The 3,004-nt window shown below is 62.7% G+C and carries 3 protein-coding genes; 1 reads left to right on the top strand and 2 read right to left on the bottom strand.

Annotation, left to right across the window (positions count from 1 at the left end):
- Together ACXRVY_RS22380 and rsxC are read right to left on the bottom strand one after the other, a co-directional pair.
- On the bottom strand, positions 1–390 hold a 390-nt coding region (locus ACXRVY_RS22380), incomplete at its 3' end, for an RnfABCDGE type electron transport complex subunit D (RefSeq protein WP_458238263.1).
- Positions 387–1,787 (bottom strand): electron transport complex subunit RsxC, encoded by a 1,401-nt coding sequence (gene rsxC / locus ACXRVY_RS22375; RefSeq protein ID WP_223463358.1) that lies wholly within the window; start codon positions 1,785–1,787, stop codon positions 387–389. The genes rsxC and ACXRVY_RS22380, both read right to left, overlap by 4 nt.
- A 208-nt stretch (positions 1,788–1,995) precedes the next feature.
- Here rsxC and ACXRVY_RS22370 point away from each other — a divergent pair.
- A partial coding sequence (locus ACXRVY_RS22370; RefSeq protein WP_458238262.1) for an FAD:protein FMN transferase occupies positions 1,996–3,004 on the top strand: 1,009 nt, incomplete at its 3' end.

Here is a 3,004-nt window from a genome sequence, read left to right as displayed (position 1 = left end):
GCAGATAGCGATGATCCCCAGGCCAACCATGGCGGGGTTGAGGCGGTTGCGACCCAGGCCTCCACTGCCGTGTTTACACAGTGCGAGCGCGGCAAAACTGGCCAGGGCGATCATCCACAGCGGCACCAGCAGCGGCAATGCCCGAGCCAGTATCAGGCCTAGCACCAGCCAGCTCAGGTCGCTCAAACCCTCACGGACATTACGTCCGCGCAGGCGCAGCAGGCCTGCTTCGAAGCCCAGGGCGAGCAGCACGCACCAGAAGGTCTGCAACCAGACCACGATGCCAAATTGCCAGGCGTACAGGGTGGTGCCCGGCAGGAGACACAGGCTGACCAGCAGCATTATTGTGCGCAGTTGTCGGTGCGCGGTAGAACGAAGTATCAGGCTCATGCACGTAGCTCCGTCTTGCTCTGGCGGAAACGTTCGCGCAGCGGCAGATTGCTCGGGCAGGTGCTGCTGCAGCTGCCGCATTCGATACAGGCATCCAATCGCAGTTCCTGCAGGCTGGCCTTGTCAAGGCGCTCGGCCGCAGCGTAGAGATCCAGCGGTCTGAGCGACATCGGGCAGACATCCACGCAGCGCGTACAGCGAATGCAACTGCTTGCGGGCTGAGGTGCCGGCAAGTAGCGCTCGGCGCCGAATATCAGGCAACTACTGGTCTTGCTGATGACGGCAGTGGGGTCCGGTAACGGCTGTCCCATCATCGGCCCGCCGACCTGAGTCAACTGGCCTTCGGGGGCTGCGCCAGCAAGTGCGCGCAGTGCGCTGACCGGGTAACCCACCGGCACCAGGACATTCCCGGGGCGCTTGCAGTCCCCGGTCAGCGTCAGCACGCGTCTTACCAGTGGTTCGCCGTGGAAGATGGCCCGGCCCAGTGCGTAGAGCGTCGCGACATTCAGCGCCAGTACGCCGATATCGGCGGGCAGGGTCCCTGGCGCCAGACTGCGGCCACTAAGGGCCTTGATCATCAACGGCTGCCCTCCTGCCGGGTAACGCGCCGGTAGCGGCCATATCTCGACCCGGGTGCGCGCCTGGCGAGCGGCGGCGCGTAACGCGGTAATCGCCTCAGGTTTGTTGGTTTCGATACCGAAGCGGGTCAGGGTTATTCCCATCAGGGTGGCGACATAGTCGGCGTACTCGATCAGCGCCTCGGCACGTTCGCGCATGAGACGGTCATCGCAGGTAAGGAAGGGCTCGCATTCGGCACCGTTGATCAGCAGAAGATCGGGCTGCCGGGCGCCGGCCAGCTTGAGGGCCGTCGGGAAACCCGCCCCGCCAAGACCGACTATGCCCATCTGCAATGCTCGTTCGACCAGCGCCTCGGGCGTTTGCGGCAGCCCCGGCACCGGGCGTTCGATCCACTCATCCAGACCATCTGCGTTCAGAATGACGGCCATGACCGGCCCGGCTGAGTCGGCCGCGAAGGCGAGATCAATCCGTTCCACGATGCCGGAGGTGCTGGCATGCACCCAAGGGGTGTTGTCATCGCCAATACCGATCACCTCGCCCTTGCGCACATGCTGTCCCGGCTGCACGCAAGGCTGGACGGACCGGCGACCGCGCTCGAGCGGAATCGCCAGCTGTATGTTTGCAATCGGGACCGAGGCAACCGGCGTGGCGTTGGATAATTCTTTGTAGCCCCTGAGCTCGATCCCTCCGTGCCAACTAAGCTGTGAGGGTGAGGCGATGGCCAGCAGGCTGCGCCAGAAGGGTTTCTGTTGCGGCTGGCGCTGGGCGCGGACGCGGCTCTGCATGCGCTCGACGCTCTGCAACGAATGGTTAGACATTTTCTGTCCTCCAATTTTTGGGCAAAAAACACCCCTATGCGCTAATGCATATGATGGTTTTTTTGCTTCCAGGACGTTGAGCGAAAAGGGAGGGGGACAATTGATCACCCCGCAACTCAGAGTGCCGAGTAGAGGTTTTGTTCATTTTTTGATCAGGCTTGCTGATGAGCGGTAGTCATCCCACACGGGATCACAGAGGTGTTGATTGATGCGCGTAAGCCTGCTGGTGATGCTGTTGACGTTGCTGTATGGCTGTGGCGAACGGATCGAGCGCGTTTCCGGACCGACCATGGGGAGCACTTATTCGATCCAGTACGTACCCGCCGCGCAGACGCCCGACTCGCAGCGAGTAAAGGCCGAAGTCGAGACGATACTCGCGGCGCTCGACCAGCRGTTTTCCAACTGGCGCAGCGACTCCGTGGTTTCCCGCTTCAACGATCTACCGGCCGGCGCCTGTCAGGCGTTGCCGGAAGAAATGCGTCGCTTGCTGGCGTACGGTGAGTTTCTGTTCCGCGAGAGTGGCGGGGCTTTCGACCTGACGGTGCAGCCATTGATGAACCTCTGGGGATTCGGTCCGCAGTCACGGGGGGAGCGCTTGCCGGATGCTGGCGCGCTGGCACGGGAGCGAGCACGGGTAGGGCATCAGCACTTGCGCATGGAGGGCGAAAAGCTGTGCAAGGATGTGGCGGCGCAACTGGATTTTGACAGCATTGTCGCCGGCTATGCGGTGGATCAGGTCGGCGATAGGCTTTCGGCCCTGGGCATCCAGGCCTATCTGGTCGAGATCACCGGTGAACTCAAGGCGGTCGGCCGCAAGCCGGATGGCTCGCCCTGGCGCATCGCCCTGGAGGTGCCGAGCGGCGCAAGCGAGCGGCAAGTGGAGCGCACCATTGCACTGGATGGCTACAGCGTTTCCACCTCCGGCGATTATCGCAACTATTTCGAGGAAGGTGGCCAGCGCTATTCGCACACCTTCGATCCACGYGTCGGYASGCCGGTGAAKCACGCGCTGGCGGCAGTGACGGTGGTCGACCCTTCGGSGCTGCATGCCGATGGCTTGTCTACGCTGTTGATGGTGCTCGGCCCGGAGGAAGGCTATGCCTTCGCCGAGCGGCATGAYCTCGCTGCCTATTTCATCRTGCGCCAGGGGCAGGGTTTCGTTGCCCGGGCGACGCCGCGATTCGAGTCGTTGTTTCCCGAGCAGAGCAAGACGAAGC

This window comes from Pseudomonas sp. P5_A2_2 (genome assembly GCF_054177685.1).
The sequence above is the reverse complement of the archived record's forward strand: the minus strand, read 5'-3'. Positions and strand labels throughout refer to the sequence as shown.